The 24,958-nt window shown below is 64.4% G+C and carries 19 protein-coding genes and 1 pseudogene; 17 read left to right on the top strand and 3 right to left on the bottom strand.

All coding sequences use genetic code 11. The annotated features are described in order from the left end of the window. Window positions 1-99 precede the first annotated feature (99 nt). Complete coding sequence (locus AC5ZGW_RS28950; RefSeq protein ID WP_496113997.1) at window positions 100-1,335, top strand: ABC transporter substrate-binding protein; 1,236 nt, start codon at window positions 100-102, stop codon at window positions 1,333-1,335. A gap of 208 nt (window positions 1,336-1,543) precedes the next feature. Here the strand turns inward: AC5ZGW_RS28950 and AC5ZGW_RS28955 are convergent, their stop codons facing one another. From AC5ZGW_RS28955 to AC5ZGW_RS28965, 3 genes are all read right to left on the bottom strand, one after another. Continuing rightward, window positions 1,544-2,764 (bottom strand): mandelate racemase/muconate lactonizing enzyme family protein, encoded by a 1,221-nt coding sequence (locus AC5ZGW_RS28955; RefSeq protein WP_130225483.1) that lies wholly within the window; start codon window positions 2,762-2,764, stop codon window positions 1,544-1,546. Between the two features lie 101 nt (window positions 2,765-2,865). Continuing rightward, window positions 2,866-4,101 (bottom strand): amidohydrolase family protein, encoded by a 1,236-nt coding sequence (locus AC5ZGW_RS28960; protein ID WP_130225484.1) that lies wholly within the window; start codon window positions 4,099-4,101, stop codon window positions 2,866-2,868. A gap of 5 nt (window positions 4,102-4,106) precedes the next feature. Next, window positions 4,107-4,865, bottom strand: a complete 759-nt coding sequence (locus tag AC5ZGW_RS28965) for a GntR family transcriptional regulator (RefSeq protein WP_130225485.1) — start codon at window positions 4,863-4,865, stop codon at window positions 4,107-4,109. Between the two features lie 197 nt (window positions 4,866-5,062). Here AC5ZGW_RS28965 and AC5ZGW_RS28970 point away from each other — a divergent pair, with 197 nt between their 5' ends. The 16 genes and pseudogenes from AC5ZGW_RS28970 (at window position 5,063) to AC5ZGW_RS29045 (ending at window position 24,608) form a co-directional block, all read left to right on the top strand. Continuing rightward, entirely contained in the window at window positions 5,063-5,920 is an 858-nt protein-coding gene (locus tag AC5ZGW_RS28970) for an ABC transporter ATP-binding protein (protein ID WP_051396766.1), read from the top strand. A 1-nt stretch (window position 5,921) separates the two neighbouring features. Then, window positions 5,922-6,698: an ABC transporter permease gene (locus tag AC5ZGW_RS28975; RefSeq protein WP_028164343.1), complete on the top strand. Its 777-nt coding sequence runs from the start codon at window positions 5,922-5,924 to the stop codon at window positions 6,696-6,698. A gap of 35 nt (window positions 6,699-6,733) precedes the next feature. Next, entirely contained in the window at window positions 6,734-7,759 is a 1,026-nt protein-coding gene (locus AC5ZGW_RS28980) for an ABC transporter substrate-binding protein (protein WP_130225486.1), read from the top strand. Between the two features lie 14 nt (window positions 7,760-7,773). After that, window positions 7,774-9,196 (top strand): annotated as a pseudogene (locus AC5ZGW_RS28985) (amidohydrolase family protein). 140 nt (window positions 9,197-9,336) lie between these two features. Continuing rightward, window positions 9,337-11,763, top strand: a complete 2,427-nt coding sequence (locus AC5ZGW_RS28990) for a CaiB/BaiF CoA transferase family protein (protein WP_130225487.1) — start codon at window positions 9,337-9,339, stop codon at window positions 11,761-11,763. Next, window positions 11,763-12,842 (top strand): ABC transporter ATP-binding protein, encoded by a 1,080-nt coding sequence (locus AC5ZGW_RS28995; RefSeq protein WP_130225488.1) that lies wholly within the window; start codon window positions 11,763-11,765, stop codon window positions 12,840-12,842. The genes AC5ZGW_RS28990 and AC5ZGW_RS28995 overlap by 1 nt, the downstream gene beginning before the upstream one ends. Next, window positions 12,839-13,843, top strand: coding sequence for an ABC transporter ATP-binding protein (locus AC5ZGW_RS29000; protein WP_130225489.1), 1,005 nt, complete (start codon window positions 12,839-12,841; stop codon window positions 13,841-13,843). The genes AC5ZGW_RS28995 and AC5ZGW_RS29000 overlap by 4 nt, the downstream gene beginning before the upstream one ends. A 24-nt stretch (window positions 13,844-13,867) precedes the next feature. Next, on the top strand, window positions 13,868-15,415 hold the full coding sequence (locus AC5ZGW_RS29005; RefSeq protein ID WP_207231007.1) for an ABC transporter substrate-binding protein: 1,548 nt from the start codon (window positions 13,868-13,870) through the stop codon (window positions 15,413-15,415). A gap of 5 nt (window positions 15,416-15,420) precedes the next feature. Next, entirely contained in the window at window positions 15,421-16,377 is a 957-nt protein-coding gene (locus tag AC5ZGW_RS29010) for an ABC transporter permease (protein ID WP_028164336.1), read from the top strand. Continuing rightward, window positions 16,374-17,258 (top strand): ABC transporter permease, encoded by an 885-nt coding sequence (locus tag AC5ZGW_RS29015; RefSeq protein WP_130225491.1) that lies wholly within the window; start codon window positions 16,374-16,376, stop codon window positions 17,256-17,258. Before AC5ZGW_RS29010 ends, AC5ZGW_RS29015 begins: the two co-directional genes overlap by 4 nt. 212 nt (window positions 17,259-17,470) lie before the next feature. Then, window positions 17,471-20,086: an ATP-binding protein gene (locus AC5ZGW_RS29020; RefSeq protein WP_496113998.1), complete on the top strand. Its 2,616-nt coding sequence runs from the start codon at window positions 17,471-17,473 to the stop codon at window positions 20,084-20,086. Then, window positions 20,059-20,781 carry a carboxyl transferase domain-containing protein gene (locus AC5ZGW_RS29025; protein WP_496113999.1) on the top strand — a complete coding sequence of 241 codons (723 nt, stop codon included), beginning with the start codon at window positions 20,059-20,061 and terminating at the stop codon, window positions 20,779-20,781. The genes AC5ZGW_RS29020 and AC5ZGW_RS29025 overlap by 28 nt, the downstream gene beginning before the upstream one ends. A gap of 174 nt (window positions 20,782-20,955) precedes the next feature. Further along, window positions 20,956-21,351 (top strand): hypothetical protein, encoded by a 396-nt coding sequence (locus AC5ZGW_RS29030; protein WP_130225492.1) that lies wholly within the window; start codon window positions 20,956-20,958, stop codon window positions 21,349-21,351. 96 nt (window positions 21,352-21,447) lie between these two features. Beyond that, complete coding sequence (locus AC5ZGW_RS29035; RefSeq protein WP_130225493.1) at window positions 21,448-23,049, top strand: GMC family oxidoreductase; 1,602 nt, start codon at window positions 21,448-21,450, stop codon at window positions 23,047-23,049. A 7-nt stretch (window positions 23,050-23,056) separates the two neighbouring features. Then, window positions 23,057-23,503, top strand: a complete 447-nt coding sequence (locus AC5ZGW_RS29040; protein WP_130225494.1) for a gluconate 2-dehydrogenase subunit 3 family protein — start codon at window positions 23,057-23,059, stop codon at window positions 23,501-23,503. Window positions 23,504-23,588: 85 nt separating this feature from the next. Next, complete coding sequence (locus tag AC5ZGW_RS29045) at window positions 23,589-24,608, top strand: S1C family serine protease (RefSeq protein ID WP_130225495.1); 1,020 nt, start codon at window positions 23,589-23,591, stop codon at window positions 24,606-24,608. The last annotated feature ends 350 nt before the right edge of the window (window positions 24,609-24,958 follow it).

Consider the following 24,958-nt stretch of genomic DNA (forward strand, 5'->3'; position numbering starts at 1 on the left):
GCAACGCACCATTTCATTTCTCTGCCCATATTTACGCGCTATTGTTGTGGGCGGGGAAACGCAGCAGGCTGCCGTTCGAGCAGGTTTGAGGCGATGCCGATGCAACAAAGAAAAGCGAGATTGTCGCTGTCCCTCGTCGCCGCACTGCTTCTCGCGTGGGCGCCGTCCAGCGCACAGCAGGCGTCCGAGGGAGGCGCCGCGGATAATGAGATCCGCATCGGCAACGTCATGCCCTACACCGGACCGCTGGCGGCCTTTGCGACCATCGGCAGGGCAGAAGCCGCCTATTTCGACATGGTCAACGAGCGCGGCGGCATCAACGGACGCAAGATCAAGTTCATCTCCGTCGACGACAGCTCCAATCCGCGCACCGCGCTTCAGCAGACGCGCGAACTGGTCGAGAAGGAGAACGTGCTCTTGATGTTCGGCTCATTCGGCACGCCGAGCAATCTCGCGACCCGGACCTATCTCAACGACAAGAAGATCCCGCAATTGTTCGTCGCTTCGGGCGACGAGGAATGGGCAAATCCGAAGACATATCCGTGGAGCATGGGCTGGCAGCCGACCTTCCGCGCGGAGGGCCAGATCTATGCGAATTACATCCAGGCGTCCTATCCCGACCGCAAGATCGCCGTGCTCTGGCAAAACGATCAGTTCGGCCGCGATCTGTTCAGGGGATTGCAGGAAGGTCTCGGCGATACCGCCGGCATGATCGTCGCCGATCTCGCCTTTGATGTGTCCGATACCTCGATCCAGGTGCAGATCAAGATATTGAAGGATTCCGGCGCCGACATACTGGTGTTCAACGGAGCGCCGGCGATCGCCGCCCGCGCTATTCGCATTGCGGCCGACCTGGATTGGCATCCGGTCTTCATCCTCGACAATGCCTCGGCCTCGATCGCCAGCGCGCTGCGGCCAGCGGGATTGCAGAATGCGCTCGGCGTGATCTCGACATCCTTCCTAAAGGACGCCGACGATGCGGCATGGAAGGAGGACCCGCCGATCAAGGCGTGGTCGGCCTTCATGGACAAATACTATCCCGACGGCGACAAGGAGGACAGCTACGCCATCTTCGGCTACGCGGCGGCGGAGACCCTTGTCCAGGTGCTGAAGCAGTGCGGTGATGATGTGTCGCGCGAGAACATCATGCGCCAGGCTACGTCGTTGAAGAACTATGTCAACCCAGTCGCGCTGCCGGGCATCGCGATCAACACCGGCCCGACCGATTTCCGCCCGATCGAGCAGATGCGTCTGGTGCAGTTCGACGGCAATGTCTGGCAACCGATCGGCGATGTGGTCGAAAGCGCATTTTTGAACGCGCCTGGCGATAAGTGATTTCGGAATGAGCGGCGCCACATACTCGCCGTCGTCCCGGGTCCCGGCTTCGTCGCGGCGCGTAAGCCCGGGACGACGCCGACATTGCGAGCGGAGCGAAGCAATCCATCTCGCCGCTTGCGAAGGCATGGACTGCTTCGCTCCGCTCGCAATGACGGGGTTGGTTCTGATTCAATTTCAAACAGCGGTCCCGTAGGATGGGTAGAGCCTACTTCTTCCCCGCCTGTCCGTAATTCAGCAGCCCGCCCTTGCTCTTTGGCGGATGCGCGCGCAGGCCTTCTTCGTTCGGCTCGGTACCCCAGCCCGGCCGGTCCGGAATTACGAGATGGCCGTCGACGATGTCAGGGACATGCGTGAACAGCTCATGATCCCAGGCGAGCCGGTCGATATCGGTTTCCATGATCCGCAAATTCGGCACTGCCGCGGAGAAATGCGCGTTCATCATGGTGCAGAGGTGGCCGTAGAAATTATGCGGGGCGACATTGACCTCGAAATGTTCGGCGGCGTTCGCGATCTTCATCGATTGCCAGACGCCGTTCCAGGGCGTGTCGATGATCGCGACGTCCATTGCCTGCTCGGTGAAGTAGGGCAGGAACTCGCGCAGGCCGAGCAGCGTCTCGCAGGAGGAGATCGGATGCGGGCTCTGGCGGCGGATGTAACCTAGCGCTTGCGGGTTGAAGGTGTCGATTTCGACCCAGAACATGTCCATCTTCTCGATCGCCCGCACGATCTTCAGATAGCCTTCGGTCTTGGCGTTGAAATTGAGATCGAGCAGGAGATCGACATCGGGCCCGGCGCCATCGCGGATCGCCTCCAAATGCATGCAGAGATTGCGCAGCACCGTGCGGTCGACATTGATCTCGGGCTCGAACGGTGCGCCGAAGCCGGGCCGCCAGCCCTGCGGCTTGCCGTCGGTATAAACGAAGATGTTGGTCTTCAGCGCCGTGAAGCGCTTCTCGCGCACCTCGCGGCCGATCGCTTTGACGCCGTCGAGGTCGGTGATGGCCGGCTTGTACCAGTCGGGATGGTTGATGCGCCAGGTCGCGCAATGCGACCAGTAGACCCGGATGCGGTCGCGAATCTTGCCGCCGAGCAGCTCGTAGCAGGGCACGCCGAGCGCCTTCGCCTTGACGTCGAGCAGTGCGTTCTCGATCGCGCCGAGCGCCAGCGCCACCACGCCGCCGGCGGCCGGCCGGGTCGCGGAGAACAGTTCGGCATAGATACGCTCGTGCTGCAGCGCGTTCTTGCCGATGATCCGCGTCGACAGCCGCTCGATCGCGGCGGTGACACCGGGCGCGCCAAAACCTTCGTCGAACTCGCTCCAGCCGACGACACCGTCTTCGGTCGTGATCTTGACGAAGTGGTAATTCCGCCAGCCGGCATCGCAGGCGAGCGTTTCGATGCTTCTGATGTTGGACGACTTGCCCATGGTTTCCTGCCCGGCGTTGTTTGTTTCGTTGGGTCGATAACAACAATGGAACGGCCGGCGCGTCAATCACGGCGGAGACAATCCAGCTCGGCAGGTCGCGACTAGCTCTTCGGCGGAAACAGCATCGGCCGCTGCCGCTCGAAGGTCTGGCGGCCGCTCTTGAAGCCCATGAGCACCTCGGGCAATTCCGCGATCGCGCCGCGGCCGCTATCGGTATCGAGCACGATGATGTCAGCGGGATTGCCGACGCTGATGCCGTAGTCCCGCAGGTTCATCAGGCGGGCAGGGAGGTCCGTCACCAGATCGAGGCAGGCGTCGAATTCGTTGACCTTGGCATGGGCGATGTTGGCGTAGAAATTGGCCATCCGCAGCAGCGAGGCATCGCCGAACGGCGTGAACGGATTTTGCACATTGTTGGTCGCGACAGAGCAGAGCACGCCGTCGGCGACGAGTTTGTGCGCCATGGTCAGGCCGCGCGGCGCGTTATGTGTCGCGTCGCGCCCCAGCAGATAGAGGTCGGTCGCGGGTAGGACGGTGACCGCAACGCCAGCGTTTGCCAACCGTTCGGTCGCCGTCTTCAGCCGATCCGGTGGCAGCGCCGAGAGCTTGGTCGCATGGCCGACGGCGACGCGTCCCTGATAGTTCCGGCGCTCGGTCTGGCGACACACTTCTCCCATATGCCACCAGGACGGGTCGAGGTCGAAGTCCAGATGCAGATCCACATCGACGTCGAACTCCTGCGCCAGATCGAAGATCTTCTCGATATGCACGTTCGGATCGGTGTCCACATAGGGACAGCCGCCGATCGCCTCGCCGCCGTCGCGCAGCGCTGCGATCAGCAATTCCTCGGCGCCGGGATCGTTGGTCAGCCCTTCCTGCGGGAACACGCACGGAGAAATATCGATCGCCCAGGCATAATCGCGCTTCAGCGCCTTGATCGCCTCGAAGCCGCGCAGGCCGATGCGTGGATCGATCTCCACATGCGTGCGCATCCGCGTGGTGCCGAAGGTGATCGCGCGCTCGATCACGTGCGCGCCGCGAGCATAGATGTCATCGACGGTGAAATCGCGCTTCATCGCCGCCACCGCCCGGATGGCTTCGCTTACACTGCCATGGTCATGAGCGCAGCGGCCGAGCAGGCAGGCCTTGTCGAGATGGATATGGGTGTCGACGAAGCCTGGCAGCACGAGCTTGCCGCCGACATCGATTTCCGCCGTCTCACAGATGAGATGACGTTCGATCGCCGCGATCCGGCCGCCGGCGATGCCGATATCGACCGGCGTGCTCGCACCTCGCGGGCGCGCATTGCGGAAGACGAGATCGAAGGCGGTTGGCATCGTCGTCAGCGTCCGCGCGCCGCCTTCGGCAGTTTCACGACGCGGCCACCCTCCGCCTCTTCGGCATAGGGCGCGAGGATATCGAGCAGGTCGCGGCCGCGCTGCGGGACGGGAGCGACCAGCGCACGGCCTGCCACCGAGTCCAGATGGCTGTGCATCAGGCTCATCACCTTCTCCTCGTCGCCCCTGACCAGCGCCGCAATGATCGCGCGATGCTCGTTGATGGCGCATTCCGAGGAATGCGGGCGGCTGAACAGCGACAGCGTCAGGCAACAGCGATAGGCGATCTCGCTGACATACCGGATCAGGATCGGGCTGTTCGTCATGTGCGCGAGCAGGATGTGGAATTCGGTTGCAAGCCGGATCGAGACCGGGTCCGAGCCGCCGCGCGCACGGTCCTCGGCATCGACATGCGCATTCAATTCCGCGATCTGCGCCTTGGTGAGCTTGCCGGCGAGATGGCGCACCACGAGCCGCTCGAGCTGAATCCGGACATCGAAGGCGTCGCGCGCATCCTGCCAGCTCGGCGTCGCCACCACGGCGATGCGGTTGCGGCGCAGTTCGACCAGCCCCTCGGCCGCCAATTGCCCGAGCGCATGGCGCGCAATGGTGCGGCTGACGCCGAAACGCTCGCCGAGCGAATCCTCCGGCAGCTTCGCGCCCGGCTCCAGCGCCTGCTCGATGATGGCGCGGCGGAGCGCGCGGCAGATCACGCTGACCTTGTCGGACGATTCAGCAGTCTTGCTGGCCGCGCGCGGCGCCATCGGTTGGTCCCGTAAGTGCTTGCGGGCTGATTCTTAGCACAGGCGTCCAATAATTGTGCGCACGAATTGCATGCACTTTGATGAGCCGATTGCCTAAAAAGAATCCGCCGGAGCAGTGCCGATTCCCCTGATCGCGTTGATTCCGTAGGAAAGCCGCGCTGGCATCTGGCTTGCATACACTTTCTGCCGTGATGCGCATGCAAGCAAATTCCGAATTCTCCGGCGAGCCGGTTCCTTCCGGAAGCGCGCCGATTGCCGTTGAACTATCCGACGCCTCGGTGACGTTCGGGCGCGGCGCGCGTGCAGTGCCGGCGTTATCGACGACGACACTGCGGATCGCGGACGGCGAGTTCGTCGCGCTGGTCGGTCCGTCCGGCTGCGGCAAGTCGACGATCCTGCGGTTGGTCAGCGGCCTAGTGCAGCCGAGCACGGGCGTCGTCATCGTCGGCGGCCGCGAGGTGGCGGCGCGCGCGATGCGGGTCGGCATGGCCTTCCAGAATCCGACCATGCTGCCATGGATGACGATCGAGCGGAACATCATGCTGCCGCTCAAGATCGTTGAGCCGTTCCGCTCCCAGTTCCGAAGACTCCGCAAGAGCCAATTCCGCGACAAGGCCAACGCGCTGTTGGAGCAGGTTGGCCTGAAAGGTTTTGGTGGCCGCTTTCCCTGGCAGCTATCCGGCGGCATGCTCCAGCGCGCCAACCTCTGCCGCGCGCTGATCCATGAGCCGCGCCTCTTGCTGCTCGACGAGCCGTTCGGCGCGCTCGACCAGTTCACGCGCGAGGAATTGTGGTCGATCCTGCAGGGGCTCTGGATGACGCACAAGCCGACGGTGCTGCTGGTCACCCACGATCTGCGCGAGGCCGGCTTTCTCGCCAGCCGCATCTGCGTGATGAGCGCGCGGCCCGGCCGCATCCTCGACGACAGCCATGTCGGCTTTGCCCGGCCGCGCACGGTGGCGATGACCTTCGAGCCTGATTTCGTCGCGCTGAACCAGAAGCTGCGGGCGATGATCGTTGACGCGCGCAGTGCAGTGCAGGAAGGAGCGGTCTGAGATGACAGCACTCGATATCAGGCAGAAGGCGTGGTCGGCGGCGCTGATCGTGCTGTTCTTCGTCGCCTGGGAACTGTTCTGCCTGATGACCGGCATGTCCGATCTCGTGCTGCCGCGTCCGTCGCAGGTCTTCGTGACACTGTTCGAGCGCTTTCCGGTGCTGTGGCCGCACATCATCCAGACGCTCGCGACCACGATGTTCGGCTTCGTATTGGGTGTGGCGCTCGGTGTCGTGCTCGGCGCCTTCATCGGCGTCTCGAAGACTGCCTATGACACCGCCTATCCGCTATTGATCGGCTTCTCCTCGATCCCGAAGGTCGCGGTGGTGCCGATCTTCGTGCTCTGGTTCGGCTCCGGCACGGTGCCGGCGGTTCTCACCGCGCTGTCGATCTGCTTCTTCCCGATCGTCGTCAACATCGCCACCGGGCTTGCCACCACCGAGCCCGAACTCGAGGACGTCTTGAAGGCGCTGGGCGCCAGCAAGTTCGACATCCTCTGGAATGTCGGCCTGCCGCGCACGATGCCGTTCTTCTTCGCATCGCTGAAGGTCGCGATCTCTTACGCCTTTGTCGGCGCGGTGCTCTCGGAGACAGTCGCCTCCAACCGCGGCATCGGCAATGTGATGATGACCGCGTCTTCGAATTTCAACGTGCCGCTGGTGTTCGCCGGACTGTTCGTGCTCGCCGGCCTCGGCGTTGCGCTCTACGTCGTGTTCTCGCTGATCGAAGGCCAGGTCACCGGCTGGGCCACGCGGAAGAACGACGTGATTGCCACCTGAGAAAGAGTTTATCAACCATCATTCATGAGGTCGTCATGCCAAGCAAAGTGAGCGCCGCGCTGTTGGGACTAATCCTGTTTGCAGGGACCGCGGCGGCCGAGGAAACCACGATCAAGTTCACGCTCGGCTGGAAGACGCAAGGCGCGGACGCCGCCTTCTTCTACGCCAAGGACCATGGCTTCTTCAAAGAGGAAGGCCTCAACGTCGTCATCGACCAGGGCGAAGGCTCGGGCGCGACCGTGACGCGCATCATGTCGGGCGCCTACGATGCCGGGTTCGGCGACGTCAACGCCATCATCCAGAATGCCGCGACCAAGCCGCAGGATGCGCCTGTCATGGTCTACATGATCTGGAACCAGCCGCCGTTCGCGATCGTCGCGAAGAAGTCGAGCGGCATCAACACCATCAAGGATTTCGAAGGTCACACCCTCGGCGGAGCGCAGGGCACGCCGACCACGCGGCTGCTGCCGGTGTTCGTGCACAAGAACGGGCTCGATGGCGAGAAGATCAAGATCTCCAACATGGCGCCAAACCTGCAGGAGCCGATGCTGATCAAGGGCGACATCGACGCCGCGCTTGTCTTCAACATCACCAGCTACTTCAACCTGGTGCTGAACCGCCAGGATCCCGAGAAGGACTTCAAGTGGTTCTCGTTCGGCGATTACGGAATGGATCTCTATTCCAACGGCGTGATGGTCTCGCGCAAATTGCTCGCCTCCAATCCGAAGGCCGTCGCCGGCCTCGTCCGCGCTGTCAACAAGGGTATGATAGCGGTCGCCAAGGACCAGAATGCCGGCATGAAGGCAGCGGTGAATTTCGACAACCTGATCAACGTCGACGTCGAGAAGCGCCGCCTGCAATATTCCTTCGACAAGCTGATCGTCTCGCCGGAGATGAAGGAGATCGGCGTCGGCGACGTCAAGGATGACCGCATGGCCCGCGCCATCGGCATCATCGTCGAAGGCTATCAGCTCGCGCGCACGCCGGCGCCGTCCGAAATCTTCAGCCGCGAGTTCCTGCCGCCGCGGGCGGAGCGGGAGTTGGTCTACATCACCAACTGAGATAATCTGCGGTCATGGCGAACAGAGTCCCGGCACATAGCCTATTCGCCGGTCGTGACCGCGGCGTGCTCAACGACGTCGTGCTCCGGCACGACAATGGGATCATCACCTCCATCGATCAGGGAGCGCCGCCAACGAGGCCGCGCTCCTTCGTCCTGCCCGCCTTCGTCAACGCCCACGATCATGCGCGGCCGACCGCATCGTCCTTCGGCGCGCTCGGCATGCCCCTGGAGAGCTGGCTGCTCCGCTCCGTATTGGGCTCGCCGGTCGATCCCTACCTCACCGCGGCTTCCGCGCTGGCGCGATCGGCGCGCGCCGGCTGCGCCGCGATGATGGTGCACTACACCCGCCCGAGCGGAACCATGCCGCTGGTGGAGGAAGCCAAAGAGATCGCGCGCGCCGCTTCCGACGTCGGCATCCGCATCGCCTTTGCGATCGCCGTGCGCGACCAGAATCCGGTCGTCTATGGCGACGCCGAGCCGGTGCTCGCAAATCTATCCGGTGACGACCGCAAGACGATCGAGGACCTGTTCGTCCGCGCGCCGATGTCGCCGAAGGCCTATATCGAACTGACCGACGCAATTGCCGCGGCGATTGCCGGCCCAAAGATAGACGTGCAGCTCGGCCCGGCCGGTGTGCAATGGTGTTCCAAACCGTTGCTGGAGGCCGTCGCCGAAAATTCCGCGCTGACCGGCCGCCGCATTCACATGCATCTGTTGGAGACGATCTACCAGCGCGCGTGGGCGGACCAGCATTTTCCTGATGGCATCGTCCGCTATCTCCGCGACATCGGTTTTCTCTCCGAACGCCTGACGCTCGCGCATTGCATCCATGCGCATGATCGCCGCTTCCGGTGCGCGCATTGTCACCAATTTCAGCTCCAACATGCATCTGCGTTCCGGCCTTGCGCCGATCGCCGCCGCGCACAGATGCGGCTGTGCCGTGACCGTTGGTGTCGATGGGCTCGCGCTCGATGAGGACGACGACGTGCTGCGCGAGATGCGGCTGGTGCAGATGATGCACGGCGGCACAGGATTCAAGCGGACCTGGATGCCGGCCGAATTCTTCGCGCTCGCGATCCGCAACGGCCGCCGCGCGACCGGCGCGCCGGGAAGCGGCGAGCTTTCGCCAGGTGCGCCGGCCGATTTCGTCACGCTTGATCTCGATCGCCTCGATCGCGACCAGATCCTGCCGGTCGATCCGCTCGATCTGTTGTTCGCGCGCGGCAATGCGTCGCTGCTCAAGGACGTCATTGTCGATGGACGCACGATCGTCAGCGAAGGCCATGTCATCGGCGTCGATCTTCCTGCGATTGAACAGGAGTTGCGCGCGATCTATCGCAGCAGTGCTGCAAAACTCTCGCACTTCCAGCGTATGTGGCAACCGCTTTCGACTTCGCTCGAAAATTGGTTCGAAGCGCAATTCGACTGTCGCTAAGCGCAAGCACCTCAAAGCGAATTCCGCAACGCGGGAGAATTTTCCGCTTGCATCATCGCGCCCGCAAGGTTTGATGTTCGCAACAAAAAATGAGCCGGTGCGTCGTTCGCGCTGGCCATGCGGGGTCTTAAGGAAACGTGATGGGCGCGTTGTCGCATCTGCGGATTGTCGAGATCGGGAGCGCGGCTGCGATCAGCTATTGCGCGCGTTTGTTCGCCGATTTCGGCGCCACCGTGCAGAAGGTCGAGCCTCCAGCGGGCGATCCGCTTCGCCGCGCGGCGCCGTTAACTCCGAAAGGAGAGAGCGCCTGGTTCGCGTTCCTCAACTTCAACAAGTCGAGCGTCGTGCTCGATCGCTGGGATGCCAGCGCGTCGTCCCGCCTGACGGAACTCATCGAGTCCTGCGATATCCTGCTCGACGGCCGCGATATCGATGCGTCCGATTGTCCGCCCGTGGATCTCGCCGCCATCAAGGAGAAGCATCCCGGCCTTATCCATCTCGAAGCTGACTGGTTCGGGGATGTCGGTCCTTACGCCAGCTTTGCCGCAACCGACTCGACCATTCGCGCGCTGACCGGGCTGATCAAATTGGTGGGGCCGACCGAAGGGCCGCCGATGCACGCGCCGGATTTCCAGACCGGCATTCTGGCCGGGCTGTGGGGCTTTATCGCTGCGTCATCCTCGGTGCTGGGCCGGATGCAGGACGGGCGCGGGCGCGCGAGCCGCCTGAGCATCTTCGAATCCACCATCGCCGTGACCGAATACATCATGTTCGAGTCGTTTTCCCGCGGCGATATCATGCGGCGGATCGGCGTCAACCGCTTCTGGCCGACCTTTCCGGTCGGAATCTACGAAACCAAGCAGGGCTGGCTCGGCGTCACCACGGTGACCCCTGCGCAATGGCGCTCGTTCTGCGAGATGCTGGGACTGCTCGAGCTGCGCGACGATCCAAAGCTGTTCCTCGGCGTCGATCGATTGCAGCATGTCGAGGCGATCGAAGCCAAATTCCTGCCGCGCCTGAAGCAGCGTACCGCGCAGGAATGGTTTGCCGAAGGCTTGAAACGAAAGATCCCGATCGTGCCGGTGCCCGAAATCGCCGAGCTGATCGCGGATGAGGAGAAGCGGGCGCGTGGCGCGATCGTGCCCGTCACCGTGGGCGAGGAGCGCGGGTATTCCGCCGGCTGCATGCAGCGATTGACCGGCACGCCGCCGCGCCGCGGTGGCAAGGTTCCCGCCATCGGCGAACAGCAACAGATCGAGACGCCGCCGCGTGTGCCGCTGCCGGAGCGGAGCGGACCGAAACGTCTGCCGCTCGAGGGCGTCCGCGCGATCGACTTCTCGATGGGCTGGGCCGGCCCGATCTGCACCCGCACGCTCGCCGATCTCGGCGCCGACGTCATCAAGATCGAGGCGATCCAATATCCGGACTGGTGGCGCGGCGTCGACCGGCGGCCGGCCTATGTACTGGAGAAGATGTACGAGAAGTCGGTGCGCTATTGCATCATGAACCGCAACAAGCGCGCCATCACGCTCGACCTGACCCGGCCGCAAGGACTCAATCTTGCCAAACGCCTGCTCGCCGACGCCGACCTCGTCGTCGACAATTACTCGGTCGAGGTGCTGCCGAAACTCGGCCTCGGCTATAACGTCCTGAGTAAGCTGAACCCGAAGCTCGTGATGATGTCGATGTCGGCCTTCGGAGCGGGCAGCGTCCATCGCGACTGCCGCGCCTATGGCTCGACCCTGGAGCAGGGCTCGGGGCTGCCGAGCGTGGTCGGCGACGCCGGCGGACCGCCGGTCATGAGCCACACCGCCTTTGGTGATGCCGTCGGCGGTCTCAACGGTTGCGCCGCAGTGCTCACCGCACTGATCCACGCGAAGCTGACCGGCAAGGGCCAGTTCATCGACCTTGCGCAGATCGAGTGCATGATGCCGTTTGCCGCGCCCTGGATCATCGCGCAGTCGATCGATGGCAAGCCGCCGACCAAATACGGCAGTCGTCACTCGGACTTCGTGCCGCATGGCTGCTTCCGCTGTGCGGGCGAAGACAACTGGATCGTGATTGCCGCGTCCAGCGACGCGATGTGGCTGAGGCTCGCAACACTGCTCGGACGTGCCGACTGGGCCAGTGACGAAACGCTGAAGACTGCCGCCGGCCGGCGACGGATCGAAAGCGAGATCGAAGCGGCCATCGCGGCCTGGACCGCCGGACGCGATGCGGAAGAGGCGATGAACCTGCTGCAGACCGCAGGCGTTGCCGCCGGCGTGGCGCGGCTGCCGATCGATCTCCTGCGTGACCCACAGCTTCAGGCGCGCGGCTTCATCCAGGAGGTCAATCGCGCTTTCATCGGAAAGCATCCGCAGCCGTCGATGCCGTTTCGTGAAGGCGCGCACCCGTTCCCGATCCGGCGGATACCGCCGACGCTGGGCGAGCACAACCACGAGATTCTTTCCGGCATGCTTGGCCTGTCGGAGGCCGAAATCGAGCAGCTTGAGCGCGACGGCATCATCGGAACCAAGATGCTGATGGAAGAAGAACTCGTGAAAAAGAAGCAGGCGGCGGGTTGATGCCGACGGCTGCACCAAGAAAGGGCCGATCGGAAGCCGCGGCCGGCGCTGCGCCGCCGCTGATGTCGGTGCGCGGCCTCGGCGTCCGCTTCAAGACCTCGGTCGGCGTCTGGCAGGCGACGCGCAAGATCGATTTCGATATCGCGCCCGGCGAGCGCGTCGGGATCGTCGGCGAGAGCGGCTGCGGCAAGACCATCACCGGCCTTTCGATCCTGCGGCTGTTGCCGGGCAATCTCGCCGGCCTCGACGGCTCGATCCTGTTCGACGGCACAGACCTCGTCTCCTGCAGCGTGCGGGCGATGCGCGCGATCCGCGGACGTCGGATCGCCATGATCTTCCAGGAGCCGATGAGCGCGCTCGATCCCGTCTTCACCGTCGGCCACCAGATTGCCGAGACGCTGCGCGTTCATACCGGCGCCGGCAAGGAAGAGGCGAGGGCGAAGACGCTCGAGATGCTGCGCCGGGTCGGCATTGCCTCGCCCGAGCGGCGGATCGACGACTATCCGCATCAGCTTTCCGGCGGCATGCGCCAGCGCGTGATGATCGCAGCCGCCCTGATCTGCGGCCCGCAGCTTCTGATCGCGGACGAGCCGACCACGGCGCTCGACGTCACCGTACAGGCACAGATTTTGGAGCTGCTCCGCGAGCTCAGCGAGACCTCGAACACTGCGCTGATGCTGATCACCCATGATCTCGGCGTGGTCGCCGAGACCTGCACGCGGATGATCACGATGTATGCCGGCGAGGTAATTGAGGACGCCCCGGTCGACGACGCGCTGGTCCGGCCGCTGCATCCCTACACCTCGGGCCTGTTGCGTTCGCTGCCGCACCTGAGTCCGCGCCACGGCCGGCTGCCGTCAATCCCGGGCCGTGTGCCTTCGATCGTCGATATGCCAAACGGCTGCCGCTTTCGCGCGCGCTGCGCCCATGCGGCACAGGGCTGCGAGGCAGAGCAGGAATTGCTCGACGCCGGAGGCGGCCGCAAGGTACGCTGCTGGCGCTTCCGCGAGCTCGATCTGCCGGGCGCGCTGCAGCACGCGGCATCGGCGCCGATCACCGCGATGGCGGGCAGGCCATGATGCCGCTTGCTCCCGATATCACGCAGAACACGATCGTCTCGGTGCGAGACCTCGAAGTGCGGTTTCAGACCAGCGATCGCCGTGCCACCGTGAAGGCGGTTGATGGCGTCAATTTCGACGTCCGCCGCGGCGAGACCTTTGGGATCATCGGTGAATCCGGCTCAGGCAAGACCACGATCGGCCGCGCGCTCGTGTTCCTGCTCAAGCCGAGCGCGGGCGCGATCCGGCATGCGGGAATCGATCCGCTGGCGCTGCCGCGGAAGAGATTTCAAAGCCACCGCCGCGACTACCAGATCATCTTCCAGGATCCGAATGCGGCGCTCAATCCGCGCATGACCATCCTCTCGTCGGTGCTGGAACCGCTCGAGCTTGCACGCGTCGGCACCGGTGCTGAGCGCGAGTGGCAGGCGAGAGAGGCGCTAGACCGCGTCGGCCTGCCACAGGACGTCGGCGAGCGCTATCCGCACCAGCTTTCCGGCGGGCAGAAGCAGCGCGTGGTGATCGCCCGCGCGTTGACGCTGAAGCCGAAGCTGATCGTCTGCGACGAGGTGGTGGCTGCGCTGGATATGTCCATTCGTGGCGACGTGCTCAATCTCTTCGCCGACCTGCAGCGCGAACTCGGTCTCACCTATGTCTTCATCACCCACGATCTCGCGGTGGTCTCCCACATCAGCGAGCGTATCGCCGTGATGTATCTCGGCCGCTTCGTCGAACTTGGGCCGACCGAGCGCGTCTCCGAGCATCCGCTGCATCCCTATACGCAGGCGCTTTTGTCGGCCGAGCCGCGACCATTGCCGTCACACTTGCGCGAGGGCAGCCGCATCATGCTGCAGGGCGAGATTCCGAGCCCGATCGATCCGCCCTCGGGCTGCCGCTTCCGCACCCGCTGTGCGCACGCGCAGCCGCTCTGCGCCGAGAAGACGCCGGAGTGGCGCGAGCTTCACCCGGACCACTGGGTTGCCTGCCATTTCGCCGAACATCCAAACTTTGCGCCAAACTAACAAGAATTGCCGAGAGGAGATCACATGACAGAGATGACGCGACGCGAGGCCATCGCGCTGACATCGGCGGCGATAGCCGGCGTGACGCTCGGTGGCCGTGCGTGGGCGGATGTCGCCCCGAAGCGGGGTGGCACCTTGCGCATCTCGGCGTCCGCCAATCCTTCGAGCCTCGATCCGGCCACCGGCGGAGCCGGCTCCGATCACGCCTTTCTGTTCACGATGTACGACACCCTGATTGAGTGGGATTTCGAGACGCTGGCGCCCAAGCCCGGCCTTGCCGAGAGCTGGAAGTTCATAGATCCGAACACCTTGGTGCTCAACATCCGTACCGGCGTCACGTTTCACGATGGCACGCCGCTCGATGCGGAAGCTGTGAAATTCAACCTCGAGCGCAACAAGAGCGACCAGAAGTCCAACATCAAGGCCGATCTTGCTTCCGTGGCTTCGGTCGAGGTCACCAGTCCGACGCAGGTCACGCTGAAGCTGAGCACGCCCGACACCGCGCTGCCCCTCATCCTCTCCGACCGCGCCGGCATGATGGTCTCGCCATCAGCGCTGAAGGCGGCCGAAGGCGGCACCGTCGCGCGCAAGCCGGTCGGCGCCGGCGCCTACGCGTTCATTAGCTGGGCGGATGGCGAGCGCATCGTCGTCAAGCGCAACGAAAAATACTGGAAGCCGAACCGTCCTCTTCCCGACGGCATCGAGTTTTCGATCATCCCGGAACTCACCACCGGTGCGCGTTCCGTCACCGCCGGACAGAACGACCTGATCTATCAACTGCCGCCGCGCCAGAAGGCTATCCTCGATCGCGCCAGCAGCATCAAGGTCGTGAGCGGGCCGACGCTTTATGTCCTGCAGATCTTCCTGAACTGGGCCAAGCCGCCCTTCGACAATCCAAAGATCCGCCAGGCCCTCAACTTCGCGATCGATCGCGAGTCCTTCGTGAAGGCGGCGCTCGCCGGGCTGGCGGAGCCCGCCTACATGAACCTGCCGAAAGCACATTGGGCCTATGACAAATCGGTCGCCGGGTTCTACCCCTACGATCCCGACAAGGCGCGCAAGCTGCTCGCGGAAGCCGGGTTCAAGGATGGCCTCACGCTCGATCTCCTCGGTTATCCCGATCAGGACTCGGTGCAGCGCCAGGAAATCCTGATCGAGCAGCTCCGCAAGGCGGGCATGACCGCACGGTTCTCGAACGCGCCGATTGCGGAAGCATCCGCCGCCTTCTTCGCCAGCGAAAAGCGAGGCTCCGGCCTGCTGTCGGCATGGACCGGGCGGCCGGACCCGAGCCTGACCTATTCGCTGATGTTTACCAAGGACGCCTATTACAATGCCGGCCGCGCGCCGGTGCCGCCGGAACTCGAGGCCGCGATCAAGGAATCGCGGGCGTCGGAAGACATCGAGCAGCGCCGCAAGGCCTTCGCCACCGTGCAGCGGCTGGTGATGGAGAACGCCTTGGTCGCGCCGCTCGCCTTCCAGTTCGAGCTGGTCGCGATGAACAAGAAGGTGCAGGGTTATCGGCCGAACCTTCTCGGCAAGCCGAAATACGACGACGTCTGGCTGGAGAGCTGAGGAACATGGCGCGACGCAGTCCGGTCAGGGTTGTCGGCAGCCGCCTGTTGCAGGCGCTGCCCGTGATCGTGCTCGCGACCTTTATGGTGTTCGCGCTGTTGAAGCTCGTGCCCGGCGACATCGCGGTGACGCTCGCGGGCGACAACGCCTCGGATGCGCGGATTGCCGAGATCCGCAGCATCTACGGGCTCGATCGGCCGTTCCTGGTGCAATATGCCGTCTGGCTCGGGAATGTCGTCCAGGGCGACCTCTCGCAATCGCTATTGACGGGCGAGCAGGTCGCAACCTCGATCGGCCGCGCCTTTCCGAACACGCTTCTGATCGTGGTGATCGCTCTGATCCTCGCGCTCTTGACCGGCATTCCGATGGGCGTGATCGCGGCGATCAAGCCGAATGGCTGGGTCGACAAGGCCGTCAGCATGATCGCCTCGCTCGGCGTCGCCATTCCCGGCTTCTGGCTCGCGATGATCCTGGTCGCCGAAATCTCGCTCAGGCTCAACTGGCTGCCGGCGACCGGCGCAAAATCCTTCACGGCGTCTCCGATCGAGGCGATCAGGCACGCGCTGTTGCCGGGGATTGCGATCGCGGCCTATGGCATGGCCGAAGTAGCGCGCCAGCTCCGCGGCTCGCTGCTGGAAGTGCTGTCCTCGCAATATGTGCGGACGCTGCACGCCAAGGGATTGTCGATGAGCCGCATCCTCTGGCAGCACGGGCTGAAGAACGTCAGCGTCAACCTCTTCACCATCATCAGCCTGCTCGTGAACCGGATGCTGGCCGCGACCGTCGTCATCGAGGCGGTGTTCGCCATTCCCGGTCTCGGCAGCCTGATCGTGCGCGGCGCGATCCAGCGGGATTTCCCGATCGTGCAGGGAGTCGTGTTCACGATGGTGATCGTGGTGATCCTGGTCAACCTGATCACCGATCTGCTCTGCGCCGCCATTGATCCGAGGATCGAGCAATGACCGACCTCGCGCTGGCGTCTCCGCGACTGCCTGCCAAGCCGACCCGGATGCGGCGTTTCCTGCGCTGGCTGGCCGGAGATCTGCGGGCCGCGCTTGCGATCCTCGTGCTGCTGGCGCTCGTCATCGTCGCGATCGGCGCGCCGTGGATCGCGCCCTATTCTCCGACCGCGCAGGACGTCAATAACATGCTGGCGCCGCCGGGCCCGGCGCATCTGCTCGGCACCGACGATCTCGGTCGCGACATCTTCAGCCGCCTGATCTACGGCGCGCCGGCGACCGTCTACGCCAGCGTGCTCGCGGTCTCCGTGGCGGTCGCTATCGGCCTGCCGGTCGGGCTGGTCGCCGGCTTCTTCGGCGGCTGGACCGACGATATCATCAGCCGGATCATCGACACCTTCCTGTCGTTCCCGGCAATCGTGCTGGCCATCGCGGTGACCGGCGCACTCGGCATCGGGCTCACCAACGGCATGATCGCGGTCGGCATCGTGATGTTTCCGGCGCTCGCCCGCATCGTCCGGGCGCGGACGCTGGTGGTGCGGCAGGAGCTGTATGTCGATGCTTCCAGGTGTTTCGGCGCGCCGGCCTGGCATATCCTGTGGCGGCATGTGCTACCGAACACGCTGCAGCCCGTCATCGTGCAGGTGACATTGCTGCTGGCCGCGGCGCTGCTGGCGGAAGCAAGCCTCAGCTTCCTCGGTCTCGGCATCCAGCCGCCGAACCCGAGCTGGGGCGCGATGCTGGCGCGCGCCTACCAATATATGGAGATCGCGCCGGAGCAGATGTATGCGCCCGGCCTCGCCATTCTGGTCGTGTCGCTGGCCTTCAACGCGCTCGGAGAGTCCTTGCGCATCGTGCTCGATCCGACCATGAAGGATCGATAAAGCATGATTGCACTGCGTTGGTGCCTCGTCGAAGGTACCCCACCTCTCCCCAGCGGGGAGAGGTCGGATCGCATCGCAAGATGCGATCCGGGTGAGGGGGTACTCTTTCTCGTGGGACCTGCTGCCCCTCACCCGGCGCTGCGCGCCGACCTCTTCCCGTCGGGGAGAGGTCGAAGCTCACGGCCTGATCTAGAGTTTTCACGGAAACGTTCATGTCATTCAAGAAAGTGCTGATCGCCAATCGGGGCGAGGTCGCCATCCGTATCGCCCGCGCGGCAGGCGAAAGCGGCATCGCCACCGTCGCGATCTATCCGGCCGATGATGCGACGTCGCGGCATGTCCGCGCGGCGGACGAGGCGCACGAGATTCCGGGCCGCGGCGCGCGCGCCTATCTCGATATCGAAGCGGTGATCGGCGCCGCCAAGGCTGCGAAATGCGATGCGCTGCATCCCGGCTATGGTTTTCTCAGCGAGAACGCGGCGCTGGCGCGGCGCTGCGCGGAGGAGGGGATCACCTTTGTCGGCCCGTCGCCGGACGCGCTGGAACTGTTCGGCGACAAGGCGAAAGCCAAGGCGCTGGCGAAAAACTGCATCGTGCCGATCATATCAGGCACCAGCGGTTCGACCAGCCTGGAGGAAGCCAAGGCGTTCTTCGCCTCGCTCGGCCCCGGCGGCGCCGTCATGGTCAAGGCGATCGCCGGCGGCGGCGGGCGCGGCATGCGCCTCGTCGATGACGCCGCCAAGCTGGAACAGGCCTATGCGCGCTGCCAGTCCGAGGCCAAGGCCGCCTTCGGCAACGACGGCGTCTATGTCGAGCGGCTGATCCGAAAAGCGCGTCATATCGAGGTGCAGATCATCGGCGACCGCTCCGGTCAGATCAGCCATTTGTGGGAGCGCGAATGCACGATCCAGCGGCGCAACCAGAAACTGATCGAGGTGGCGCCAAGCCCGTCGCTGAGCGAGGCCCAGCGCTCGCGCATCATCGAAGCCGCGAAGAAGCTGGCAGCCGCCGCGCGCTACGACAATCTCGGCACCTTCGAATTCCTCGTCGACGACGAGGCACGTGAAGGCGAGGGCGCCTTCGCCTTCATCGAGGCCAATCCGCGATTGCAGGTCGAGCACACCGTCACTGAGGAGGTGCTCGGCATCGATCTCGTCAAGGCGCAACTTGCCGTCGCCTCGGGCGCGACGCTGGCCTCGCTCGGTCTGGCGCAGGCAGCGATCCCGTCGCCGCGCGGCTTTGCGATGCAGCTCCGCGTCAACATGGAGGTGATGAACGAGAGGGGCGAGACCAAACCGACCGGTGGGACGCTGTCGGTGTTCGACCTGCCGTCCGGCCCGGGCGTGCGGGTCGATACTTTTGGTTATACGGGGTACAAGACCAGCGCCGCTTTCGATTCCCTGCTCGCGAAGGTGATCGTGCATTCGCCGAGCGCGAATTGGGCCGACGTCGTTCAGAAAGCGCTCCGCACCCTGCGCGAATTCCGCATCGGCGGCGTCGCCACCAACATTCCATTCCTCGGTGCGATCCTCGCGCATCCGGATTTTGCCGCCAACCGGGTCAGCACCAATTTCATCGATGCGCATGCCGGCTCGCTGGTCGCCGCGGCGAAGGAGGCCGATGAACCGGTGCTGGTTGAGGTCAACGGCGGCGCTGCTGCGTTGGTCGGACAGTCGACGGGCGAGGCAGGCCCGGAAGGCTCCGTCGCCGTCCCGGCGCCACTGCAGGGCACCATCGTTGCAATCGATGTCGCCGCGGGCGATCTCGTCCGTCCGGGCCAGCAGATCGCAGTGCTCGAATCCATGAAGATGGAGCACCTCGTCACCGCGCCGCATGGCGGCAGGGTGACGAAGATCGCCGCTGGCGTCGGCGTCACGCTGATGCATGGCGAGGCGATTCTGTTCATCGAGCCTGCCGAGGTCGACAGCCACCATGTCGCCGAGGAAGCGGAGATCGATCTCGACTACATCCGTCCCGATCTCGCCGAGGTGATCGCCCGCCACGCGATCACGCTGGATGAGAACCGGCCAGCTTCCGTCGAGCGCCGGCGTAAGACCAACCAGCGCACCGCGCGCGAGAACGTCGCCGATCTCGTCGATGAGGGCTCGTTTGTCGAATACGGCTCGCTCGCCATCGCCGCGCAGCGCCGTCGGCGCAAGGTCGACGATCTCATCCGCAACACGCCGGCCGACGGCCTGATCACCGGCGTCGCCACCGTGAACGCCGACAAGTTCGGCGGGGAAGCCGCGCGCTGCATGGTGATCGCCTACGACTACACCGTGCTCGCGGGCACGCAGGGCCATATGAACCACAAGAAGATCGACCGCATGCTCACGCTGACCGAGCAGTGGCGATTGCCGCTGGTGTTCTATGCCGAGGGCGGCGGCGGGCGCCCGGGTGATACCGACCGGCTCGGCATGACCGGGCTCGACGGCCCGTCCTTCGTGCAGTTCGCGCGGCTCTCCGGCCTCGTGCCTGTTATCGGCGTGGTCTCCGGCTATTGCTTTGCCGGCAACGCCGCCATGCTCGGCTGCTGCGACGTCATCATCGCGACGAAGAACGCCTCGATCGGCATGGGCGGGCCGGCGATGATCGAGGGCGGCGGGCTTGGCGTCTATCATCCGGCCGAGGTCGGCCCGGTGTCGTTTCAGGCGCCGAACGGCGTCATCGACATCCTCGTGGAGGATGAGGCGGAGGCGACCGTCGCCGCGCAAAAATACTGTCCTACTTCCAGGGCGCGACCGGCGACTGGAAGGCGCCGGACCAGCGGCTGCTGCGCCGCGCGATCCCGGAGAACCGGTTGCGTGTCTACGACATCCGCAAGGTGATCGATCTCCTCGCCGACGAGGGCTCCGTGCTCGAAATCCGCCGCGACTTCGGCGTCGGCATGATCACCGCTTTCATCCGCATCGAAGGCAAGCCGTTCGGCCTGATCGCCAACAATCCGAAACATCTCGGCGGCGCGATCGATGCGCCGGCCGGCGACAAGGCCGCGCGCTTCATGCAGCTCTGCGACGCCTTCGACATCCCGATCATCTCGCTCTGCGACACCCCCGGCTTCATGGTCGGGCCGGAAGCCGAGAAGACCGCGATAGTGCGTCACGTCTCGCGCATGTTCGTCACCGGCGCGAGTCTCACCGTGCCGCTGTTCGGCATCGTGCTGCGCAAGGGCTATGGCCTCGGCGCGCAGTCGATGATCGGCGGCGGCTTCCATGCTTCCTTCTTCACGGTGGCCTGGCCGACCGGCGAGTTCGGCGGCATGGGCCTGGAAGGCTATGTGCGGCTCGGCTTCCGCAAGGAGATGGAAGCGATCGAGGATCCGGTCGAACGCGAAAAATATTACCAGGCCAAGGTGGCCGAGCTCTATGCCAACGGCAAGGCGGTCTCGATCGCCTCCGTGCTCGAGATCGACGAGGTGATCGATCCCGCGCAAACCCGCCACTGGATCATGTCAGGCCTGCGCTCGGTGCCGAAACCCGCGCCGCGCACCCACCGCAAGCGCCCCTGTATCGATGCGTGGTAGGTTTGAGTTTGTAGGATGGGTAGAGCGAAGCGAAACCCATCGGCTTCTATAGCCAATGCGCAAGTGATGGGTTTCGCTTCGCTCTACCCATCCTACGAATGTTCGCGCCCGACCATGATCGTGCCCAAAAGCGGATGACAATCCGAACCACCGTCATCCTGCCGAGGCCTTTACATGCGACACAAATTTTCTATCGCCCTCCTTCTCGCGAGCCTCGCGGTCGCGGGCACGGCCTCGGCGCAGGGCCGGAAGATGACCGAGCTATTGGCGCCGCGCGATCCCGGCCCGAATGAGGCAGTCCGGCTCAAGGTCGTAACCGGTCCGTTGCCGTTCGGTGCTCGCCTTGTCGTGAAGACCGAGCAAGGCGACGTGATCGGCTCGATTATGACCTACGGCGTGCCGGGTCCGAATGACACCCGTTCCGAAACCTTCCCCGTTCAGTCGAGGAACGTGGTCAACAAGCGCCTGCGGGTGCAAGTGCTGGTGGAAGCGCCGGGCGCGATGACGCGATCCGCAACGCCGGACGAAATCCGCGGGCTCGACGTGATGATCGTGCCGCGCGTGCAATGACCTGCCGCTTTACTCCGCATCCGGTTTTCCCCTATCGTCTCATGACAAGAAAACAACGATCGCGCGTCGCGCGGCGATGAAATTGGGGAGGCACTCGTGCATCGGGATCCCGTTGACGTCCTGATCATCGGCGCCGGCGCGTCCGGCGCTGCGGTGGCGTGGTCGCTGGCTGAGACGAAAATGCACATCCTCTGCCTGGAGCAGGGTGGCTGGATGAACCCGGCGGAATATCCGAGCACCGGGCGGGACTGGGAGGCCAAGTTCTATGGCGACTGGTCGACCAGCCCGAATGTCCGCGGGCGGCCCGAGGATTATCCCATCAACGACGACAACTCGCCGATCAAGGTCGTCAACTTCAACGCCGTCGGCGGTTCGACCGTGATGTACACGGCGCATTGGCCGCGATTGCATCCGTCCGACTTCAAGGTGAAGACACTCGACGGCGTCGCCGATGACTGGCCGATCGACTACGACGCACTCACTCCGTTCTTCGAAGAGAACGACCGGATGATGGGCGTATCGGGCCTGTCAGGCGATCCGCTTTCGCCATTGACGCACCCGCCGATGCCGCCGCAGCCGCTCGGACTTTCCGGTCCGTTGATCGGCAAGGCCATGAACAAGCTCGGCTGGCACTGGTGGCCGTCGGATACCACGGTCGCGACAATGGATTATGAGGGCAGGGCACGCTGCATCAATCTCGGCCATTGCACCCCGGCCTGCGCGCAAGGCGCGAAAGCCTCGACCGACATCACCTATTGGCCGCATGCGATCCGCGCCGGCGTCGAAATCAAGACGCATTGCCGCGTGCGCGAGATTCTGACCAACGAGCACGGCATGGCGTCCGGCGTCGTCTATTACGACAAGGACGGTGTCGAGCAGTTTCAGCCGGCCGAGGTCGTCATCATTGCCTGCAACGGCGTCGGCACGCCACGGCTGCTCTTGAACTCGGTCTCCGGCCGCTTTCCGAATGGCCTCGCCAATTCATCCGGCCTGGTTGGCAAGAACCTGATGTTCCACCCCTATGCGCAGATCTACGGCTTCGTGAAGGAGCCGACCGACAGCAACCGCGCGCCGCCGACTTGCCTGTGGAGCAAGGAGTTCTACGACACCGACCTCTCGCGCGGCTTCGTCCGCGGTTACGGCATCCAGTTCGGCCGCGGCGCGGGGCCGGTGTTCGAGGCTGTCGCCAGCGAGCAGAAGGGCATTCTGCCGTGGGGCGCGGACCATCACCGCGTCTTCCGCAGGCTCAACGGCCACCGCCTTGCGGTCTCCGCGATCTGCGAGGATCTCCCCGAGGAGCACAACCGTGTCACGCTCGATCCCGTGTTGAAGGACAGCCACGGCATTCCCGCCCCGAAGATCGACTACACGATCAGCGAGAACAGCCGGAAGATGATGGAGCATGGGCTGGCGCGCGGCCGCGAGATTCTCGAGGCCGCCGGCGCGACCGATATCTGCACCAATAATCCGATCCCCTGGGGCGGCTGGCATCTGCTCGGCACCGCGCGGATGGGCACCGACCCTGCGCGCTCCGTGGTCAACGAGTGGGGCCGGTCGCATGACGTGAAGAACCTGTTCATCGTCGACGGCAGCGTCTTCGTCACCTCAGGCGGCGTCAACCCGACCTCGACCATCCAGGCGATCGCGCTCTACGTCGCCGACCAGATGAAGCAGCGCCTTGCCAATTTGTTCGATTGAGGAAGCGATGTCAGCCGAAACGCTCACCCAAACCCAGCGCGACGATCTCAGGACGATCGCGGCGATGATCATTCCCGAAAGTGCCGAGTACAGGGTGCCCGGCGCCGACGATCGGGCCATCCAGGCCGATATCCTCGCAACGCTCGGCCGCGACACCGAACCGGTGCGCGCGGCGCTCGACCATCTCGCGCGTCTCGCCGGCAAGCCGCTCGCCGAGCTCGACACGGCGCAGCGCGATCAGGTCGCAAAGCAATTCCGCGCGACCGGCGGAGTCCCTGCGGCAACGCTCGTTCGTGTGGTCCTGCAATGCTACTACCGCGACGACCGCGTGCTGCGCTCGCTCGGCCACGAGCTGCGTGCGCCGTTCCCGAAAGGCCACACGCTGGAGCAGGGCGATTGGTCCCTGCTTGATCCCGTTAAGGCGCGACCAGCCACGCTGCGGCGGGCGCCCTAGCCACCTGGGTAGGTCTGCGCTGTCAACTGCATCTTGCGCAGGAGGAACCTGGCTCCCATCTGTGTGAGCCGAAGGAACCCTCACCATGTTGGATTTCACCTCAAATAACGCCGGTGACGCGCTGTCACCGCGAACGACCGAAGCTACCCTGGCCGATGACCGGGCGCTGCTCGATGCCTATTCCAACGCCGTGATCGACGTGACCGAACGCGTCGGCCCCGCGGTGGTGCGCGTCGAGACCGGGCCGAAAGTGCGAACACCGCGTGAGCGCGGCGGGCTCGGTTCCGGCATCGTCATCTCGCCCGATGGCTTCGTGCTGACCAACAGTCACGTGGTCGGCTCGTCGAAAGAGATCCGCCTGCGCGACACCGAGGGATTCGTCACCGACGCCCATGTGCTCGGCGTCGATCCCGACACCGATCTCGCATTGTTGCGGGCCGATGGCGCGCGCGATCTGCCTTACGCCTCGCTCGGCGATTCCAAGCAACTCCGGCGCGGCCAGCTCGTGGTCGCGATCGGCAATCCGCTCGGCTTTGAATCGACGGTCACCGCTGGCGTGGTGTCGGCACTCGGGCGCTCGATCCGCTCGGTCAGCGGGCGCACGATCGAGGACGTGATCCAGACCGATGCCGCGCTCAACCCCGGCAATTCCGGCGGCCCGCTGGTGTCGTCGAATTCGCAGGTGATCGGCATCAACACCGCGATCATCAACGGCGCGCAGGGCATCTGCTTTGCGGTCGCGAGCAACACCGCGCAGTTCGTGCTGTCGGAGATCATCCGCCACGGCTATGTCCGCCGCGCCTTCATCGGCGTCGCCGGCCAGACCGCGCCGATCCCGCGGCGCCATGCCGTGCTCGCCGGCGTCGAGAACAAGATGGGCGCGCTGCTCGCGCAGATCGAGCCGGATAGCCCGGCTTCGAAAGCGGGCCTTCTGCCCGGCGACGTCGTGATCAAGCTCGACGGCATCGACATCAACGGCGTCGACGACCTGATCCGCGCCCTCGACCGCGACCGCATCGACCGCACGCTGGCCATGGACGTGCTGCGCCTGGGTCGGTTGCGCGCGATCGACATCCACCCGATCGAACGCAAGCCGGCGAGGTAGTCGTTCTCAGCTCGTCATGCGCGGCCTTGACCTGCGCATCCATCAAGAAAAGAGTTCTTGGAGGGATGGATTGCCGGGTCAAGCCCGGCAATGACGAGTACAATGTCAGTGCTTCAGCGTCACCAGCAAGTTCTGTGCGTCAAGTTCAGCAAAATTGATCATGGGGTCCGGCCAAGCCATCCCCTCGGAGCCGCCGTCGCTCGCTCGCCCCGAGCGCAGCGCTGGCGAGCGACGGCGGCGGAGAGGGGTGGCCCATCCCCTTGGTCGGCCTGGGCATCGTCAGGCCGCCCGGCGTAGTGTCTCCTTCTTGTGCTCCTTCAAGAGATCCATGTTCAGATAGCGATGGTCCT

Source organism: Bradyrhizobium sp. Crot121, from assembly GCF_059512385.1.

What these genes read in the sequence shown, in the direction of transcription:
- AC5ZGW_RS28950 (WP_496113997.1), top strand. Translation starts at nt 100, where the DNA reads ATGCAACAAAGAAAAGCGAGATTGTCGCTGTCCCTCGTCGCCGCACTG.
- AC5ZGW_RS29040 (WP_130225494.1), top strand. Translation starts at nt 23,057, where the DNA reads ATGTCAGCCGAAACGCTCACCCAAACCCAGCGCGACGATCTCAGGACG.
- AC5ZGW_RS28965 (WP_130225485.1), bottom strand. Translation starts at nt 4,865, where the DNA reads ATGGCGCCGCGCGCGGCCAGCAAGACTGCTGAATCGTCCGACAAGGTC.
- AC5ZGW_RS28980 (WP_130225486.1), top strand. Translation starts at nt 6,734, where the DNA reads ATGCCAAGCAAAGTGAGCGCCGCGCTGTTGGGACTAATCCTGTTTGCA.
- AC5ZGW_RS28955 (WP_130225483.1), bottom strand. Translation starts at nt 2,764, where the DNA reads ATGGGCAAGTCGTCCAACATCAGAAGCATCGAAACGCTCGCCTGCGAT.
- AC5ZGW_RS28960 (WP_130225484.1), bottom strand. Translation starts at nt 4,101, where the DNA reads ATGCCAACCGCCTTCGATCTCGTCTTCCGCAATGCGCGCCCGCGAGGT.
- AC5ZGW_RS28970 (WP_051396766.1), top strand. Translation starts at nt 5,063, where the DNA reads ATGCAAGCAAATTCCGAATTCTCCGGCGAGCCGGTTCCTTCCGGAAGC.
- AC5ZGW_RS29010 (WP_028164336.1), top strand. Translation starts at nt 15,421, where the DNA reads ATGGCGCGACGCAGTCCGGTCAGGGTTGTCGGCAGCCGCCTGTTGCAG.
- AC5ZGW_RS29005 (WP_207231007.1), top strand. Translation starts at nt 13,868, where the DNA reads ATGACAGAGATGACGCGACGCGAGGCCATCGCGCTGACATCGGCGGCG.
- AC5ZGW_RS28975 (WP_028164343.1), top strand. Translation starts at nt 5,922, where the DNA reads ATGACAGCACTCGATATCAGGCAGAAGGCGTGGTCGGCGGCGCTGATC.
- AC5ZGW_RS29045 (WP_130225495.1), top strand. Translation starts at nt 23,589, where the DNA reads ATGTTGGATTTCACCTCAAATAACGCCGGTGACGCGCTGTCACCGCGA.
- AC5ZGW_RS28990 (WP_130225487.1), top strand. Translation starts at nt 9,337, where the DNA reads ATGGGCGCGTTGTCGCATCTGCGGATTGTCGAGATCGGGAGCGCGGCT.
- AC5ZGW_RS29000 (WP_130225489.1), top strand. Translation starts at nt 12,839, where the DNA reads ATGATGCCGCTTGCTCCCGATATCACGCAGAACACGATCGTCTCGGTG.
- AC5ZGW_RS29015 (WP_130225491.1), top strand. Translation starts at nt 16,374, where the DNA reads ATGACCGACCTCGCGCTGGCGTCTCCGCGACTGCCTGCCAAGCCGACC.
- AC5ZGW_RS29020 (WP_496113998.1), top strand. Translation starts at nt 17,471, where the DNA reads ATGTCATTCAAGAAAGTGCTGATCGCCAATCGGGGCGAGGTCGCCATC.
- AC5ZGW_RS29030 (WP_130225492.1), top strand. Translation starts at nt 20,956, where the DNA reads ATGCGACACAAATTTTCTATCGCCCTCCTTCTCGCGAGCCTCGCGGTC.
- AC5ZGW_RS28995 (WP_130225488.1), top strand. Translation starts at nt 11,763, where the DNA reads ATGCCGACGGCTGCACCAAGAAAGGGCCGATCGGAAGCCGCGGCCGGC.